The following is a 16,694-nucleotide window of genomic DNA, read 5'->3' on the forward strand; positions in this document are numbered from 1 at the left end:
GGGTCAGGGCGCCTCGTCGATCACGCCCAGGAAGTGATCCAGGATCACGAAGTGGTCCTCGAACATCACGCCTTCCATGGCGCTGAGTTCATCGCGGTGGAACCAGCGGGCTTCCTTCACATCGTCGCTGCCGAGGACTTCCGGCAAGGTCGGCATCTCGCTGAACTTGAAATGGTGGGCCAGCGTGATCAGTCGCCCGCGCGCGCTGCGCAGCGGATCTTCGAAGGTGGCCACATCCGACAGTGCCGCCAGCACCGATGCGGCCATCAGCGGGAACCGGGTCTCCTCCTGCAGCTCGCGGATGGCGCAGGCCACCAGCTTCTCGCCGCGCTCCAGGTGCCCGCCGGGGATGGCCCACAGGTCTTCGCCGAAAGGCCCCTTGCGGCGCACCAGCAGCACATGGTCGCCCACCGTCACCAGCGCGTCGCCGGTCATGTAGCTCACGGCGGTGTATTTCTTGAGATAGGCCTGGGCGGAAGCGTGCTCCGCCACGCGTCGCCGGTATTCGGGCAGTCGGCTCCAGGCCTGCAGCCAGGCGCGCACCGGGGCGCTGACATACGGCGCCATCACCTGCACCGCCGCATCCGGATCGTCGGCCTCGAAATAGACGCGGCGCATCGCCGTGGCGTCCACGTCGGCCAAGCGCTCGACCCGGTGCTGCCGCCAGCGCGGGAAGTTGTTGAGGTAGTAGCTGGTGTGGTCCTTCAGGTGGCCCACCAGCACCACCTCCGCGTCCGGGCCCGCGGCCGCCGCGACGCCACGATCCACCGCAGCATTCCAGCGCCGGTCGTCGTAATAGTCCCGCACCGGGACGAAGCTGATGCGGGCCCGCTCCTCGGGCGACAGCGCGGCCGACAGCATCTGCTCGCGTTCGGTGTGCAGGAACGGGTTGCGCGGATCGCGTGCCTTGAAGGACGACCCCAGCACCACCACCACCCGTTCGGCGACCGACAGGGCCTCGCGCAACAAGGCCTCCTGGCCGAGGTGGACCAACTGCCAGCGGCCGACCACGGCCGCGACGGTGTTTCGTTTCATGTGAGCCGCTTCCATCCTGGATCCTGGTCATGCATCGCCGCGATCGGCACCTGCCGTCCGCTGCCAAAGGCGCGCCCCCGCAGCTGGATGATCGGCGGCGCCTGGCGACGCTTGTATTCGTTGCGCGCAATCATGCCCTTGATGCGGCGCAGCAGTGCGCGGCCTTCGTCGGTGCGCCGCAGATCCTCATAGGTCGATCGGGCCCGCGCCCGCTCCCATTCGGCCAGGCGATCGCCTTCGATCAGCACCTTCAGCACCTCGTCCAGCAACTCGTAGGGCGGCAGGCTGTCGGTGTCGCGCTGGTCCGGCGCCAGTTCGGCGCTGGGCGGCTTGTCGATGATGGCCGACGGGATCAGTTCCCGGCCGGCGCATTCGTTCAGATGCCGACTGAGGGCGAACACCTCGGTCTTGAACAGGTCGCCGATCAGGCCCAGCCCGCCGTTGGTGTCGCCGTAAAGCGTGCAGTAGCCGACCGCGATCTCGCTCTTGTTGCCGGTGGTCAGCAGCAGGTGGCCGTGGGTGTTGGAGTAGGTCATCAACAGCGTGCCGCGCACACGGGCCTGCAGGTTCTCCAGTGCCAGGCCGGCAGGAGTCAACTGCAAGGTGCTGTGGCTCATCGTCTGCCCGACTTGCTGGACGATGTCCTGGATCGGACAGGTCTCCAATGGGATGCCGAGGTTGGCGCACAGCTGCGCCGAATCGCTGACGCTGCCGGTGGACGAATAACGCGAAGGCATGGTGATCGCCGCCACACGATGCGCCCCCAGCGCCTCCACCGCCAGGGCCAGGGTCAAGGCGGAATCGATCCCGCCCGAGCAGCCCACCACCACCCGCGCAAAGCCGCAACGCCGCGCATAGTCGCGCAGGCCCAGCACGATCTGCCGGCGATAGAACGCCAGCGGGGACAGGCCTTGCGTCGCCACCGGCGGCAGGTCGCGGCCGCCGCGCGGGCTGAAGCGCGCGGTGTGCGGATCGAAGCCCAGCGTGGTTACATCCTGCTGAAAGCGGCTGGACTCGAACACCACGCCCCGCACCGGCTCCACCGCAAAGGAGGCGCCGTCATAGACCAGTTGGTCATGCCCGCCGACCTGGTTGACATACACCAGCGGCAGCCCATGCCGACGGCAGGCGGCGGTGAACACCGCGTGCCGCTGCTCGCGCTTGCCCACATGGCTGGGGCTGGCATTGATCGACACCACCAGGTCCGGCGCGGCGTCGGCCAGACGCTGGAAGGGATTGACCGCATAGTCGCGGCCGTCGTCGTTCCAGCCGTCCTCGCACACCATGAAGCCCACGCTCACCCCGGCGATGCGCAGCACCCGCGCCACATCCGGACCGGGCTCGAAATGGCGGCGTTCGTCGAACACGTTGTAGGTGGGCAGCAGCTGCTTGTGATAGTCCAGCACCACCTCGCCGTTCTTGATCACCAGCAGCGAGTTCCGGTAGCGCTTGCCGACGCCCGCATGCCGGGTGGGCGCGCCGATCACCCAGTACAGGCTGTCGACCTCGCGCGAGGCGGCCATCAGGTCGCGCAGTGCGGCGTCCAGGCGTTGCTGGAAGTCGTCGTCGTCCAGCAGGTCGGCGGGGTAGTAGCCGGTCAGCGAGAGTTCGGGAAAGACCACCAGATCGGCGCCGTCCAGCCGGGCCTTGCGCGCCGCATCCAGATGCAGCGCGATGTTGCCGGCGAAGTCCCCGATGGTGGGATTGATCTGAGCGAGAGCGATGTTCAGCATGGTGAGTGGCGAGCAGTGAGCGTTCATCGAGGCCCGGTGAGCGTGGCGTCTTGAACGCGACCGTTGACGGGAGCCCTTGAACGTTGAATGGCAGCCTTTCGGATCAACGCGAGGGGGTGGGCATGTCCGGCTGCGGAATCTTGAAGACCTGGCGGAGGTAGCGCAGGAAGGTCTCGTCGTCGCACAGCGTCTTGCCGGGTGAATCGGACAGCTTGGCCACTGGCTGGTCGTTGCAGCTCACCAGCTTCATGACGATGTTCAACGGCTTGGGGCCGACGTCATTGGTGAGGTGGGTGCCGATGCCGAAGCCCACCGGCACCCGGCCGGCGAAGTGGCGATGCAGCCGGATCGCTTCGGCCACGTTCAGGCCGTCGCTGAAGACCAACCGCTTGGTGCGTGCATCGATGCGCAGGCGGGCATAGTGGGCCAGCGCCTTCTCGCCCCAGACCACCGGATCCCCGCTGTCATGCCGCAGGCCATCGAACAGCTTGGCGAAGTAGAGGTCGAAGTCCGCGAGGAAGGCATCCATGCCGACCACATCGGTCAACGCAATGCCCAGGTCCCCGCGGAATTCCTGCACCCAGCCTTCCAGCGCGGCCTGCTGCGACAACCGCAGTTGCACCCCGACCGCCTGGAAGGTCTGGAGGTATTCATGGGCCATGGTGCCGATCGGCACCAGGCCGTGGCGCTGGGCCAGGCGGACATTGGAGGTGCCCTTGAAGCACTGCGGCAGCTCGCGCTTGAGGGTGGACACCACCTCGTCATGCCAGGACCCGCTGTAGCGGCGGCGCAGTCCGAAGTCGAAGATCTCGAACGGGAAGGCGGTGCCAGTGCGCCCCACCTCGTCGGCATAGGCGCGCAGGGCCTGGATCTTGTCCTGCAGCCGTTGCCGGCCCAGCGCCAGCGTGTGGGGGGGCGCCTCGGTGGCGGCCTGGCGCTCGGCCCATCGGCGGAAGTAGAGCTCGTTGACGATCGCCAGCACCGGGATCTCGAAGCCCATCACATGCACCTGCGGTCCGCGGGCCACCACCGTCAACTGTTCGCCCTCGATGCCGACGTCGATGAAGCGGCGCTGGAACTGAAAGATGCGCAGGAAATCGATGAAGTCGGACTTCATGAAGCGCAGGCCGCCGAGGTAGTGGAGCTCGTCCTCGGTGAAGCGCAGTGTGCAGAGGTGGTCGAGTTCAGCCTCCACCGCCGACTTGAGTTCGGCCAGGGGGAAAGCCGGCGTGTTGCGGCAGACAAAACGGTATTCCGCCTGATTGGCCGGAAACGCATGCAGCAGCGTCTGCCACATGGTGAATTTGTAGAGATCGGTCTCCAGCAGCGAGTTCAGCACGTGCGTGGCAGCGGGCCGCTGACCGGTCGCCGTGTTGGCTGCGGAGGCCGCGCCGGCCTGGGGCAGAGTTGGGGCGCCGGCGTCATTCAGGCCGGAGGGCAGCGGGACAGCGGTATCGGACATCAGAACTCCAATCAGCAGATCAGCAGGGTCGGAAGACTCACGGGGCTCACAGGGATCACGGGCATCGCAGGCGTTGCGGGAGGCATCAGCATTCGACGCGTCGACCGGGGAGGGCCAGGTCTTGCAAGGGGGGCGGCGGTCCTGTCGGGACGGCTCAGTCTCGGCAGATCAGCGCCGTGGCCTCCGCCACCGTCATCTGCCGCACACCCAGGTCGGCGGCGCGTGCGAGGAAGGCCTGTTCACCGGCTTCGAAGCCGCCCACCGGGCTCATGCCGTCGGTGAGCAGCACCACGCGGGCGCGGCGCTGGGCGTCCATGGCCGCGAACAGGTCATCGGCGGTGGCAGCGACGCAATGGCTGCTGGCCTGGCCGGCGATGAGGGTCAAGCCCGGGAAGTCCACGATGCGGTCGACCAGCGCTTGATTCGTCTGAGTGCGCGGGTCACCCGCCACCGGCACTTCGGCGCGGACGGCGCTGTATTGCTCGGTGAGCGGATTCAAGCCCTTGAGCACCTTGTCCACCGTGCGCAGCGAGGCGGCTTCCCACTGCCCCAGGGCCTCGGCAAGCGTGCCATGCAGGTTGTGTCCCCAGGTGCCGATGACGCAGTGCGTGGGCCAGACCATCAGCGTGTACTTCTTCGGGCTGGCTTCCAGGGCGTCCAGATAGGTCAGCACCGTGGTCTTCAGGGCCGGGTCGCGGGGCGCGTAGACACCGTCGCGCACCTGCTGCGCGGTGATGGCGGTGAAGGGCGTCACCGGTTCGGCAGTGGCAGGGCCGCCCGTGCCGGGACGCATCCAGAAGGCGGGCCGCTCGATGCCGTAGACCGCATGGGAATCCAGGGTGACGACGATGTCGGTCAGCCGCCGACCGGCGGCGGCCACCAGGGCCGCGACGCGGCGCAGGTCGGCATCCGCGCCGGCCACCGGCAGGGCAGCGCCAGGGATGTCGCAGAAATCGTTCTGGGGATCAACGAGGAGCAGTTGCGCGGTCATGTGGGTTCTCCGATGGGGTGTGGCGGCAGTATAGATCAGTTAGTGCGTAAACGCACGAAGATGGAAAATCGCGATCAGGGGGTGATCCTGGATGAGGAGGCGTGTGATCGGGATGGACAGCCAAGAGGGTCGTCGACAGAATTCGTGCCCTTCAGCACGAAGCTCTCGGGTCCGACCGCGCCCCTTGTCCCGTCGACCCGCGGCACTCGTGCCGTCCGTGCCGCCCGTGCCACGGGTTTCCATCGTCTGCCTCGTCCGCACCGTCCATGACCCGATCCCCTGTCCTCCCTTCAGCGCCGCTTCCCCCGCCGGGCGATGCGGAGCGGCCGATCGTCACCGTCGACATCGTGTTGCTCACCATTCTGGACGGTCGGCTGCAGGCGGGCCTCACCCAGCGCGAACGCGAGCCCGCCGCAGGCGCCTGGACCCTGCCAGGCGGCTGGGTCCACACCGACGAGGACCAGGATGCCGATGATGCCGCCGTGCGCATCCTGCGCGACAAGGCGGGCCTGGAGAGTCCCTATCTGGAGCAGTTGCGCACCTTCTCCGGCAAGCATCGGGATTCGCGCGGCTGGTCGCTGTCGATCGCCTATTACGCGATGGTGCCCGGCCATATCTGCGAGCGGGACAACCTGCGCTTTCGCTGGGCGCCGATCGATGCGGCCCGCTCGCTGCCGTTCGACCATGCGGAGATCCTGCGCACCGCGGTCGAGCGGGTGCGGTCCAAGACCCTGTACTCCTCGCTGCCGGTGCACCTGATGCCGGAGACCTTCACCCTGAGCCAGTTGCAACTCACCTACGAGCATCTGCTGGAGATGGCGCTGGACAAGCGCAGCTTCCGCCGGCGCATCGAGGAACTGAATGTGATCGAGGAGATTGACGGCGCCTTCACCACCGGTGCGGGCCATCGGCCGGCGCAGCTCTACCGCCGTCGGCCGCATGCGGCGCGGCTGGCCACCTCGTCCAGCAACCTCCCGGTGGCCTGACAAGACAAAGCGCCTGGACTCCGAGAGAGTGCCAGGCGCTTGGGGACGGCGGCAACGCCGCAGACCGGCGTCAGGGTGGGGGTCGACTCAGAGCCGGAACACCCGCACCGCCTCCACCAGGCTTTGGGCCTGGCCGCGCAGGCTGGAGGCCGCTGCGGCGATTTCCTCCACCATGGCGGCGTTCTGCTGCGTGGCCGCATCCATTTCGCTGACCGCGCCGGACACCTGGGACACGCCCTGCGCCTGTTCGGCGCTGGCCACGCTGATCTCGCCGACGATGCCGGTCACGCGGTGGATCGCGTTCACCACTTCCGTCATCGTCTCGCCCGCGCGATTGACCAGGTCCGTGCCGGTCTCGACCTGCTCGACGCTGGCCTCGATCAAGGACTTGATCTCCTTGGCCGCGGCGGCCGAGCGTCCCGCCAGGCTGCGCACCTCGGAGGCCACCACCGCGAAGCCGCGGCCCTGTTCGCCGGCCCGCGCCGCTTCCACCGCGGCGTTCAGCGCCAGGATGTTGGTCTGGAAGGCGATGCCGTCGATCACGCCGATGATGTCGGCGATCTTGCGCGAGCTGCCGTGGATGCCGCGCATCGTGGACACCACATCGGCCACCACCTTGCCGCCGCGCTGCGCCACATCGGCCGCATTGGTGGCGAGCTGGTTGGCCTCCCGCGAGGACATCGCGGTCTGGCCCACCGTGCCGTTGAGCTGCTCCATCGCGCTGGCGGCGCGCTGGACATTGGAGGCGGTCTGCTCGGTGCGGTGGCTCAGGTCCTGGTTGCCGGCCGAGACTTCCTGGCAGGCGTTCTGGATGTTCTCCGACGAATCCCGCACCTGCGAGATGGCGCGCTGCAGGCTCAGCCGCATGGTGTCGAGCGAACGCATCATGTGCGCGATTTCGTCATCGCCCTCGCTCTGCACCGAGCGGGTCAGGTCGCCGGCGGCCACCGCCTCGACCACCTCGCTGGCGCGGCGCAGCGGCACCGTCACCGAGCGGGTCAGCATCCAGGCGAACACCGCGCCGATGACCAGCGCCAAGCCGCCGATCACGGCGATGTTCCATTGCGCGCGGGTGGTCGCGCTGTCCACGCCGGCGGCCATCTCATCCAGGGTCTGTTGCTGGAACTTGAGGTAGCCGGACATCTTGCCCAGGTAGACCTCGGACTGCGGCCGGAATTCCTGCGTGAGGATGCGTTCGGCCTCCTCGGTGTTGTTGGCTTTCTTGACGGCGGCAATGCGGTCGCGGGTGGCGATGTAGTTCTTCCGGGCCTCGGTCAGCTCGGCCACCACTTTCTTTTCTTCATCGCTCTTGGGCAGGCCGTCCAGCGTCTTGACGATCTCATTGCCGCGGGCGGTGGAGATCTTCACATCCTCGACGAAGTAGTCCGACAGCGTGGTGTCGGCGCTCTTGGCGATCGCGGTGTAGCGCTTCACGCCGACCAGCGTCAGCATGTACCACTCGCTGACCAGCCGTTCCTTTTGCAGCGGGATCGCCATCATGTCGCGCGTGGACTGGGCGGTGCGCCCCAGGCTGAGGCTGCCGATCACCATGATCGTGGCCAGCAGCAGCAGCACCACCCCAAAACCGGCGGCCAGGCGGACCGACAGCCGCATATCGTTGAGTTTCACGCAGTCTCCTTCTCATTCATTCGCAAAAGCGGATTGGGCTCAATGTAGGCGTCGGGGCCGATCCAGAGGAATGGGAGAAGGGCGTCAATCCCGGGTCAATTCGTGCTTTGTGGACGGAATGAGGCGCGGTGGCTCCTGGACGTGGCGCGGGCGGCACGCGTCGTCGAACCGGACCACTGCGCGTCAGTCGCCCAGGCCGTCGGACTGGATGAACCACGGGCCGCGCCAGCGTGCGCTGTACATCGCAGCCGATCGTCCGCCGTGCAGGGCGGTGAGTCACGGTCGCCCATCGCGGACGTCCCCATCGCCGACACGTGATGGCCTGCACAGGCCGGCCGACACGTCATGGCGGTCGACTGGCGACTGCGCGCGTTGGGTGCTCCGGACCTTGGACGGCGGCCGGGGCGCGGCAGGGTAGACGGTGCGGCCCGCCTCGCCCATTCCTCGATGGAGTAGCTTGAGGCTTCGCTGTGGGGTCCATACCGACGCGCGGGTAACGGGTGTTTCAAGTTCGTATCCAAGGCGGCGGCGCGCTTGCGGGCGACACGGTGCTTTCCTCTAATGCGCCCGGTCTGAGGTCACACGGCAGGCCATTCAATGCCGTGGCCATCAGCGGAGGACCCCCTGTGAACGCTCAACAAATCCAAGTGCGCCGAGGCTGGCGCGCATTCGCCTCTCGCCATGGCGCGGCGCTGCTCGGCGCGGCCGTGCTCAGCGCCTGCGGGGGTGAAGACCACGCGGCCGACGGCACCAAGGCGACGCCGGTGGCTGCGGACCCCACACCCGTGGCGGTGACGGTGCCGGCCGGCCGCTATGTGCTGGCGCAGGCCTCGTCCGGGCTGTGCCTGTCCGGCAGCACCAGCGCCACCCGCGGTACCGTGGTCACCGCGGCCTGCAGTGGCGCCACCGCCCAGTCCTACGACCTCAGCATGAATGCCGACGGCACCTGGCGGCTGGTGAACGTGGCCACCGGCCTGTCGCTGGACCTCGAGGCGATGTCCACCGCTGAAGGCGCGGCGATCCAGCTCTGGGCCGCCAACGACACCACCGCCCAGCGCTTCACCCTGCAGCGCACCCAGGGCGTGCGCTACAGCCTCAAGAACAGCGGCAGCGGCAAATGCGTGGCGGTGCAGGGCCAGGCGCTCAAGCAGATGAGCTGCAATGCGCAGCCCGAGCAACTGCTGCTGCTCTATCCGCAATCAACCACGGCCGGCGTGGCGCGTGGCCTGCTGCCGATCGGCCAGTTCAGCTTCCGCTCGGCGCTGTCCGGCCTGTGCCTGGACGTCGACGGTGCCAGCACCGCCGACGGCGCCCGCGCGGTGCAGACCGCCTGCGCCAGCGGCGACAGCCAGCGCTTCGACCTGAGCGTGGCGGCGGATGGTCGCTATCGGCTCCAGAACCTGCGCAGCGGCAAGCTGATCGATGTGGCCACCGGCGGCGTCGACAGCGGCCTGGCGATCCAGCAATGGGTCGACAACGGCGGCGCCAATCAGCACTTCACGCCGATCCTCTCGGCCGGTGCGGTGCTGCTGCAGGCCGGGCACAGCGGCAAGTGCATCGACATCAAGGATGAAAGCCGCGCCAGCGGCGCCGTGCTCCAGCAATGGGAGTGCGGCGTCGACAAGGCCAATCAGCAATGGCAACTGGTGATCAACGGCGCCGACAGCGACCAGGTCTTCGTGCCGCCGGCCGCGCCGACGCCCCCCCCGGGCACCGGCGATGGCGGCAGCACCACGCCGACCGATCCCGGCACCGGCGGCGGCACCACGCCGCCGACCACCGATCCGACGCCCACCCCCACGCCCACCCCGGGCCCCACCACCGCGCTGCAGCTGCCGCTGGAACTGCTGGGCGACGGCATGCCGGATGCGCCGGTCATCGCCACCGCCAACCTCACCCTGGATGCGGCACGCCTGGGCACCGCGACGCAGCTCTGGTTCAAATGCCATCGCTGCGGCTTCTTCGGGCCGCCTGAATTCGAGGCCACCCGGCTGCCCCCGACCCGCATCAAGGGCAGTCTGCGGGTGCTGGGCGGCACCGCGCCGGCCAATGCCGGCAACATCCCTTGGGTCGACATCACCGACAGCACCATGACCCTGGCGGATGCCGAGCGGGTGCAGGGTGGTCTGAACCGCGGCGGTGCCTACACCGTGCGCATCGGCTTCGCGCTCGATGCCGCCACGCGGGCGCGCCTGGTGGCCGGCGTGAACCTGGTGCAGTTCCGATTCAACGGCACTGATGGCGAGTCCAACGGCTACCGCGTGATCGCATTGCAACTGCGCGATGCGCAGGGCCAGAGCCTGGCCACCAACGCGGTGCAGATGGCCGACATCCAGACCGAGAAGCTGGCTGGCAAGGCGCTCACCGCCGAGGTGAGCGCCGGTGAGTCGCTCTGGTATGGGCAGAACCGACTGATGAAATCCGCGCTGACCGGCCGTGCGATCAAGGCGGCCTGCGCCTCCTGCCATGCCTCCGATGGCCGGGATCTGCAGTACTTCAATTACTCCAACAACGCCATCGTTCAGCGTTCGCGCTTCCACGGCCTGACCGACGCCCAGGGCAAGCAGATCGCCGCCTTCCTGCGCTACAGCCAGCAGGCGGTGCCGCATGTGGCGCAGGCTGCGCCGTGGAATCCGCCCTACCAGCCGGGCCCGGGCCTGGACAGCAAACCCATCGCCGAATGGGCCGCCGGCGCGGGCCTCGAGGCGGTGCTGGATTCGCCGACCGACGCGGTCAAGTCGCTGTTCGGCAAGCCGCTGGACGGCACGGCGCTGGCGCTCACCCAGGCCGATGTCGACCGCGTGATGGATGCCAACGCCACCCTCAATGCGCGTGAGGTGCAGATGCCGATCCAGTATCCGGACTGGAATGCCTACCTGCCGGCCATGCATCCGATGGACATCTGGCCGGTGGGCGCGAATGCCGCCGGCTCGTTCGAAGGCGGAGCGACCTTCGCCGGCAACGGCCGGCTGAATCCGCTGGCCACGACCAAGAAGGTCGCGGCCTGGTTCGAGTCGCACCGCAATCCCAATGGCGTCTACGGCGACTGGAGTCATCTCACGCCTGCTCAGCGCAATGAGATCCAGAGCCTGCTGCAGCCGTACGGCTTCGAGGTGTATGCGTTCCTCGGCGGCGGGCGCGGCAATCACATCGCCCCGTCCGGCCAGTACGGCGCGCAGGTCGGCGCGGCAAATCTGCAGAAGCTGGCCTCGGCGAGCAACACGGCGGCCGAGCCGGCGGCCTTCACCACCAATGCCTTCATCGAGCGGGTGGTGGGCAGCCTGCTGCAATGGAATGTGGTGCAGCAGTGGGAATGGGCGCAGCGCTTCGGGCTGGAGGGCAACCAGCAATGGTTCATCGGCGATTACGACGCCACCGCCAAGACCTGGAAGGGCCGGGGTGAAGTCCGCGGCTGGCCGTTCAACACGGTGAGCGCGTTCTATCTGGCGCCGCACATGGTCTACCAGAGCGACCAGGACAGCAGCGGCAAGCTCACCCGCGAATGGTTCATGGCCTGGGAGGCCGGCAACAAGCCGGGCTCCTACTACCGGACCAATGCCTGGTACCAGGCGCAGGTCACCATCAACCCGGGTGCGCAAAGCGACTGGGTGAACTTCTCGGTGGACTGGCCCTATCTCACCGGCTTCGACGAGGTCCTCGCCGATCAGTTGGGCACCGGCACCCCCGCCACGGCCACCGCCGCCACCCTCAGCCACATCCGGCTGCTGCAGGCGCGCATCAAGTCGGCGCAGTATGTGAACAATGCCATCCCGTTGTATGTGGCCACCGATACGCGATCCTTGATCGACAACCGCGGCCGCTTCAGCCGGGCCCAGGTGCTCAAGCACCTCATGCCGACCAACTTCATGGATGCGACGTCGACGCAGGGCACCGCCGGCTCGCGCTACAAGCGGCTGGACCAGCTGCAGTCCAACTTCTCGCTGCTGGTGCTCAACGGCGCGTTGCGACAGTTCAACCAGGTCTATGCCACCACGGATCCGGCGGCCTGGCGGCGGTGCGATCCCAACAACACCGACCTGGGTGAGCCGGAACCGACGGCGGGCTTTGCCTTCTGCCTGGACCGCAGCCGCCAGCCGTTGGTGTTGCTGTCGCCCGGCGTCTATGCGATGAACTCGGTGGACTACCGCATCACCGGCGAGCAGAAGCTGCAGTACGCGGTGTGGAAGGCCGGCACGCTCGGGGCGGATCCGGCACGTATCTCCACGCTGAATGGCTGGATCCAGCGGGCATGGCCCTGACGTGTGCGTCCTGCGCCCCCGCCCACGCAGTGTCCCTACTGTCACGGGGGCCGGGCCGCCGCTCCTAGACTCCGCGGCTCGCGGCTGTCAGAGCCCGCTGTGCGGTGAGCCGCGGGGTGGGAACAGCCGTGTCGATTCCGTCACTACTGCCGACACTGCTGGCCTGCAGCAGTGCTCAATCAAGGTCCTGCCACGATGTCCGATCTGTTCTCTCCGTTCACCCTGAAGTCCGTGACCCTGCGCAACCGCATTGCGGTGCCGCCGATGTGCCAATACAGCGCGGTCGACGGCCTGGTCAACGACTGGCACCTGGCCCACTACACCGGTCTGGCTCGCGGCGGCGCGGGGCTGGTGATCGTCGAAGCCACCGGCGTGTCGCCCGAAGGCCGCATCACCCCCGCCTGCCTGGGCCTGTGGAATGACGACCAGGCCCGCGGGCTGGCTGGCATTGCGGCGGCCATCAAGTCCGGCGGGGCGGTGCCCGGCATCCAGATCGGTCATGCGGGTCGCAAGGCCAGCGCCAATCGCCCCTGGGAGGGCGACGACCACATCGCCGAGGGCGATTCCCGCGGCTGGCCCACGCTGTCGCCGTCCGCCGTGCCCTTCGGCAAGCAGCTGTCGAAGACGCCCAAGGCCATGACGACGGACGACATCGCCCGCGTGCAGGCAGATTTCGTGGCGGCTGCAGTGCGCGCCCGCGATGCCGGCTTCGAATGGCTGGAGCTGCACTTTGCGCACGGCTATCTCGCGCAGAGTTTCTTCTCGATCCATGCCAACCAGCGCGACGACGCCTACGGCGGCGACGCGGTGCGCCGTGGCCGCTTCCTGCTGGACACCCTGCGTGCGGTGCGCGAGGTCTGGCCGCAGCATCTGCCGCTGACCGCCCGCTTCGGCGTGATCGAGTTCGACGGCCGGGATGAGGAGACGCTCACCGAGGCCATCGCCCTGGTGCGGGCCATGCGCGAGTCGGGCCTGGACCTGCTGAATGTCAGCGTCGGCTTCTCCACGCCGGAGGCCCAGGTCCCTTGGGGACCAGCCTTCCTCGCGCCGATCGCCGAACGGGTGCGCCGCGAGGCCGGCCTGGCGGTCGCCTCGTCCTGGGGCATCGACACCCCGACGCTGGCCGATGGCGTGATCCGCGCCGAGCAGATGGACCTGGTGATGGTGGGCCGCGCCATGCTGGCCAATCCGCACTGGCCCTACCAGACGGCGCTGGCGCTCAAGCGGGAACGTCCGTCCTGGGTCTTGCCCGCGCCGTATGCGCACTGGCTGGAGCGCTATCAGCCGGCCCAGGGCTGATCCCCACCGTGCGGTGTGGCGGGGCGTGTCATTGAACCCTTACCGCGCCGCACCCCGCCGCACCGTCTGAAGGGCCTGTACGGCGCCAGCGGCCGAAGGCCTCTGGCGCTTGTCATTGGCGCATGTCATTGGCGCTTGTCATTGGCGCTGCCGCCATCAAGGTTCCTGCACCCGCGGCTTGAAGGTCACGATCACGCCGCCGATGACCAGGATCGCGATCACGCCGTAGAGCAGGTAGTTCGCATCCCGCCACGCGGTCAGCGAGGGATCGCAACTCAGGATCGCGATGGCCACGGCCAGCGTCAGCACAAAGCCGATCCACAGCCCCGCCAGCACATGGCGGCCCTGGCGCCGGACCCGGCAGCTCCACGCATAGAGCGCCAGGGCGCTCGCTTCGGCCAGCACCAGGAACTCCAGCAGCAGGCGCAGCGGCACGCGGTTGGGGCAGACGAAGGCGCACAGCGGCCCCGAGGCTTCGGTCTTCTTGAGGAAATGCTGATCGAGCTCGGCCAGGATCGCCGCCCCCTGGCCCACCTCGGCGCGTGGCAGCGGCCAGGTCGCCGCGCCGGCGAAAGTCCACTCCAGATAGGACAAGGTGCTGCCGATGGATTCGACCTCGGTCTGTGATTTCGGCGTGGGTTCGCCGAGACGGTGGAACACCACGGGCACGACGCTTTCCAGGAAGTCGATGCGCGCCTCGCCGTCGACCGACCCCTCGCGGTCCACCATGTCCCGCAGCCGGATGGCGCTGTCGTCGCTGGGATCGCCCATCAGGACCAGCAGATAGGCATGCAGACCGCTGGACCGGTGGTTGGCCACCTCGTCATCCCGTCCACGGGTCCGCCGTGTGGCGGCGCTTGACGAGGCGTTCGCCGCCGGGGTGTCGTATTCGGTGTCCTGAATGAAGGCGGTCAGTTTGGCAAAGCTGTAGGGCCCATCGGCCTGACCCACTTCCAGGTCGGGCACCACCAGGTTCACATCGTAGGGCTGCCGATTGGCTTTCATCTTCGCTGTGAGCTTGTCCATGAACTGCCACAGGAACCGCTTGAACTTCGCCCGTTGCTCCGGCTCGGTCGGCGAGTCCTCGAAGAACACGGTGATGCCGTTGAACACCCGGTCCGGCTCACGCCAGCCGGGCAGCATCAAAGGCCGCAGCTTCGCCTGCCAGTCGCTGCGTCGTTCGTCGGCCAAGGCCAGGGCCTCCTCGACGGCGCGCTGGACCAGGGCGTCCTGCTGGGTCTGGGGCATCGCCAGCAAGGTCCGCCACTCGCGCCGATAGACCACCAGATCCATCTTCACACGGTGCCGCTGGGCTTCGGCCGAGAAGCCGGAGGCGTCGCCCTTGAGGTCGGGCGGCAGCGCCAGACGACCGTCGTCCTGGAGCACCGCGCCCATGTACTGCAGCCGGGTGAACTCCTTGAAGTCGACCTCGAACGCCGTCTTGGGGCTCATCCAGTAATTCGCGAAACCCACCACCTGGTTGCGGTTCTTGTTGGGCGAGCAAGCACAGCCGGTGCTGGTCCAGCGCAGCGGTTCGGCCTTGTCCAGCGGATGGATCTTGCGCGCGACCTGGACGATGTCCTCGATGTTGGTCGGGCTGAGCAGCGAGGCGTAGAACTGCGGCAGATCGGCCACCTCGTCCGCCTTCAAGGGCACGGCCGATTGGCCTGAGCCACTGGATCCTGCGGCGCCGTACCGCTGTTTCGAGGTGGTCGAGCTGGTGGAGGACTCCGAGGCGGAGGCCGTCGCCTCCGATGCGGCTGCCGCGCTGATCGACGTCGGCTCCGGGCAACTGGCTTTCACCGTCTCCTTGCGTTGCGCGGCGATGTCCGCCACATGGCGCAGGAAGTAGTCGCAGCGGCGCGATTCCAGGGCGCGGCGGAACAAGGCCAGGGTCGGATATTCGATGTCGACCAGCGGTGTGATGATGGCCCGCAGCTGATCCGCGGTGGGGGCGTTCAGCGTGGCGTCCTTGTTGTCCTTGCTGTCCTTGGTGGACGGCGTGCCGCCGGCCACCGCCACAGGCGGGGGCTCGGCCGTGCCGTCCTTGGCGGCACGGCCGGTGTCGGCCTTGCCTGCGTCGGCGCTGTCGGTGCTGCCTGTGGCCGCGGACGCGGGGGCCGGCGGTGCGTCAGGCAGCAGGGCCGCGACATCGTCCGCTGTCAGTCGGTAGCTGGCCGGCACGTTGGCATTGAGATCTACCACGGCATCGAGGTCCTCCTGGCGCAGCCCGGTCATGCCGGTGGGCGGCGGCGGCGTGGCGGGCGGCTTCGCGCGGGCCGGTGCCGCGCGGGTGGCCGGGGCCGGGTCGACGATTCGCAGCACATAGCTCTGCTGAGCCTCCATCACGGTGGACGAGGCGTCCTCGGCCGTCAGCGTGAAGCTGAAATTGCCGACCTGGGTCGGCGTGCCGGACAGACGTCCCTGGGCATCGAAGTTCAGCCCCGGGGGCGCGGTGCCCTCCAGCAGGATGCGGTAGGGCGGACGGCCGCCCTGCACCAGCTCGCGCGGCGGGTAAGGCACGCCGCGCCGACCGCTGGGCAGCGGCACGGTGATGTAGACCAGCCGCAGATCCCGCGCCTCATCGGCTCGGCGCGGCTTCATCCACATCGTGCCGGGCGCCGTACCTGGCGCTGTACCTGGCGCTGTACCTGGCGCTGTACCTGGCGCTGCGCCGGGCGTCGTGCCGGCCTGGGGTCGGCTGGCGCTGTCCGAGGGGCCAGCGGTCGTCTTGTTGACCGCGGGTGCGGATGCGGGACCGGATGCGGCTGCGCCTGCGCCTGGGATTGACGCCGCAGACGCCGCCTGGGCCATCGCCGACGCGATCGCCGTGTTCAAGGCGGCGGACAGCGATGACGCTGTTGCCGCAGCCGCCGCTGCGGAGGCTGCCTCCGGCAAGCGGAGCGGGAAGCTGACGGCAGACGCCGCCGCGGCGGCGGCACTGGCCGCTTCCGCGCTCTTGGCCGACAGCGTGTTCAACGCGGCGGCCGCCGAGGCCGCCGCGGAGGCCACGCCCGCGACCTTGGCGGACACCGGCACCTGCAGTTGCATGGCGGGAATCTGCACCGGCACCTGCACCATGGGCGAGGCTGTTGTCGGCGCGGCCTGGGCGAGCTTGAGTGTCGGCGCCGGGTCGCCGGCCCAGGCGTGGATGGCCAGACCAGCCACGGCGGCCAGCATGCCGGCGACGAAGATCCGCGCCCGTCGGCAGCGCGGGCAATCCGGCCGGCGGCGCCGAGCGGCGCCGGTGCTGGCGGAGGCGGAAGCGTGGGGGGTGGAACGACTGCGTCGATCGCTCAT

9 protein-coding genes are annotated in these 16,694 nt (G+C 68.4%); 3 read left to right on the forward strand and 6 right to left on the reverse strand.

Translation table 11 applies throughout. The annotated features are described in order from the left end of the window. Positions 1 to 3 precede the first annotated feature (3 nt). The 4 genes from N4261_RS05620 to N4261_RS05635 all read right to left on the reverse strand — a co-directional run bounded on the left by N4261_RS05620 (position 4) and on the right by N4261_RS05635 (position 5,221). Positions 4 to 1,035 (reverse strand): NUDIX domain-containing protein, encoded by a 1,032-nt coding sequence (locus tag N4261_RS05620; protein ID WP_261759225.1) that lies wholly within the window; start codon positions 1,033 to 1,035, stop codon positions 4 to 6. Further along, on the reverse strand, positions 1,032 to 2,768 hold the full coding sequence (locus N4261_RS05625; protein WP_261759226.1) for an NAD+ synthase: 1,737 nt from the start codon (positions 2,766 to 2,768) through the stop codon (positions 1,032 to 1,034). Before N4261_RS05625 ends, N4261_RS05620 begins: the two co-directional genes overlap by 4 nt. A 103-nt stretch (positions 2,769 to 2,871) precedes the next feature. After that, a complete protein-coding gene (gene pncB, locus N4261_RS05630) occupies positions 2,872 to 4,230 on the reverse strand; it encodes a nicotinate phosphoribosyltransferase (protein WP_261759227.1) in 1,359 nt (452 codons plus the stop codon). 154 nt (positions 4,231 to 4,384) lie between these two features. Next, complete coding sequence (locus tag N4261_RS05635) at positions 4,385 to 5,221, reverse strand: cysteine hydrolase family protein (RefSeq protein WP_261759228.1); 837 nt, start codon at positions 5,219 to 5,221, stop codon at positions 4,385 to 4,387. A 266-nt stretch (positions 5,222 to 5,487) separates the two neighbouring features. On the opposite strand from N4261_RS05635, the gene N4261_RS05640 reads away from it, so the two are divergent. After that, positions 5,488 to 6,207 (forward strand): NUDIX hydrolase, encoded by a 720-nt coding sequence (locus N4261_RS05640; protein WP_261759229.1) that lies wholly within the window; start codon positions 5,488 to 5,490, stop codon positions 6,205 to 6,207. Between the two features lie 87 nt (positions 6,208 to 6,294). Here the strand turns inward: N4261_RS05640 and N4261_RS05645 are convergent, their stop codons facing one another. Next, on the reverse strand, positions 6,295 to 7,836 hold the full coding sequence (locus N4261_RS05645; protein ID WP_261759230.1) for a methyl-accepting chemotaxis protein: 1,542 nt from the start codon (positions 7,834 to 7,836) through the stop codon (positions 6,295 to 6,297). 626 nt (positions 7,837 to 8,462) lie between these two features. Between N4261_RS05645 and N4261_RS05650 the strand changes: the two genes are divergently transcribed. Together N4261_RS05650 and N4261_RS05655 are read left to right on the forward strand one after the other, a co-directional pair. Further along, entirely contained in the window at positions 8,463 to 12,095 is a 3,633-nt protein-coding gene (locus N4261_RS05650; protein ID WP_261759231.1) for an RICIN domain-containing protein, read from the forward strand. Positions 12,096 to 12,290: 195 nt separating this feature from the next. Further along, positions 12,291 to 13,394, forward strand: a complete 1,104-nt coding sequence (locus tag N4261_RS05655; RefSeq protein WP_261759232.1) for an NADH:flavin oxidoreductase/NADH oxidase — start codon at positions 12,291 to 12,293, stop codon at positions 13,392 to 13,394. 156 nt (positions 13,395 to 13,550) lie between these two features. On the opposite strand, the gene N4261_RS05660 is transcribed toward N4261_RS05655, so the two are convergent. Further along, positions 13,551 to 16,694 carry an Ig domain-containing protein gene (locus N4261_RS05660; RefSeq protein ID WP_261759233.1) on the reverse strand — a complete coding sequence of 1,048 codons (3,144 nt, stop codon included), beginning with the start codon at positions 16,692 to 16,694 and terminating at the stop codon, positions 13,551 to 13,553.

The organism is Roseateles amylovorans, from assembly GCF_025398155.2.
GTDB classification, from domain to species: Bacteria; Pseudomonadota; Gammaproteobacteria; order Burkholderiales; family Burkholderiaceae_C; genus Roseateles; species Roseateles amylovorans.

Coding starts and splice junctions, on each gene's coding strand:
- N4261_RS05640 (WP_261759229.1), top strand. CDS start 5,488: ATGACCCGATCCCCTGTCCTCCCTTCAGCGCCGCTTCCCCCGCCGGGC.
- N4261_RS05620 (WP_261759225.1), bottom strand. CDS start 1,035: ATGAAACGAAACACCGTCGCGGCCGTGGTCGGCCGCTGGCAGTTGGTC.
- N4261_RS05625 (WP_261759226.1), bottom strand. CDS start 2,768: ATGCTGAACATCGCTCTCGCTCAGATCAATCCCACCATCGGGGACTTC.
- pncB (WP_261759227.1), bottom strand. CDS start 4,230: ATGTCCGATACCGCTGTCCCGCTGCCCTCCGGCCTGAATGACGCCGGC.
- N4261_RS05635 (WP_261759228.1), bottom strand. CDS start 5,221: ATGACCGCGCAACTGCTCCTCGTTGATCCCCAGAACGATTTCTGCGAC.
- N4261_RS05660 (WP_261759233.1), bottom strand. CDS start 16,694: ATGAGCGATCGACGCAGTCGTTCCACCCCCCACGCTTCCGCCTCCGCC.
- N4261_RS05655 (WP_261759232.1), top strand. CDS start 12,291: ATGTCCGATCTGTTCTCTCCGTTCACCCTGAAGTCCGTGACCCTGCGC.